Here is a 901-nt window from a genome sequence, read left to right as displayed (position 1 = left end):
CCGCACCCACCCAGCGGGCCGGCCGCCCTTTCTCCAGCCGGACGGCCGCCCTTTCTCCAGGGCGGCACCCACCGCGCGCCGCCCTCCCATCCCGTCCTCACCCGCCGCGGGCTGGCGGCCCTTTCCGGTCTTCGGCGCCCGCCGCCTTCTTCGCTTCCGCTTCCTTGCCGCCGCGCTCTGATCGTCCCGCGTTCTTGACACCCCGCCTTCTCGCGCCCGCCCGCCTTCTCCCGCGCCGCCCCTCTTCGCCGCGCTCTCCGAAGTCGGATTTATCCCCCGCGGCGGTTCGTGCGATTCGTGCGAGCCGATGCGGCCGGGCTCCCACGTTCGAGGGATTTCTGTCAGAGGTGGGGTCTAGCGTCAGCCGGGACAGTCATTCAGCCCAGCCAAGGAGTCTGCGATGGCCTCCCAGCTCAACCCTTACCTGACCTTCGACGGCAATGCCCGTGAGGCACTCGATTTCTACAAGTCCGTCTTCGGCGGCGACCTAGCGATCAACACCTACGGCGACTTCGGCGCCCCCGACCCCACCGCCGCCGGCCGCATCATGCACGGCCGCCTCGACACCCCGCAGGGCTACACCATCATGGCCGCCGACGCCCCGCCCGGTTCCACCACAACCTTCGGCGACAACGTCGTCTGCAGCCTCTCAGGCGACGCCGGCGAGGGCCTGGAAGACGTGTGGGACAAGCTTTCCCCCAACGCGGAGATCGAGGTCCCCTTCGAGAAGCAGATGTGGGGCGACACCTTCGGCCAACTCAAAGACCGCTACGGCATCCACTGGATGGTCAACGTCACCGGCCAGTAGCCCACCCACCCGCGGCCCGGGCCGGCGCGCATCCCGCCTCGCCCCGGTCGCGGCTCGCCCCGCCCGGCCCGATCTGGTTCGCTGCCCTGTCCC

General features: G+C 70.3%; 2 protein-coding genes. Both read left to right on the top strand.

The annotated features are described in order from the left end of the window. Positions 1-181 (top strand): hypothetical protein (locus tag Ade02nite_RS09175; RefSeq protein WP_203761126.1); only part of this gene is annotated, 181 nt, incomplete at its 5' end. Between the two features lie 219 nt (positions 182-400). Further along, positions 401-808, top strand: a complete 408-nt coding sequence (locus Ade02nite_RS09170; protein WP_203761125.1) for a VOC family protein — start codon at positions 401-403, stop codon at positions 806-808. Positions 809-901 lie beyond the last annotated feature (93 nt).

Source organism: Paractinoplanes deccanensis, from assembly GCF_016862115.1.
GTDB lineage: Bacteria > Actinomycetota > Actinomycetes > Mycobacteriales > Micromonosporaceae > Actinoplanes > Actinoplanes deccanensis.
The sequence above is the reverse complement of the archived record's forward strand: the minus strand, read 5'-3'. Positions and strand labels throughout refer to the sequence as shown.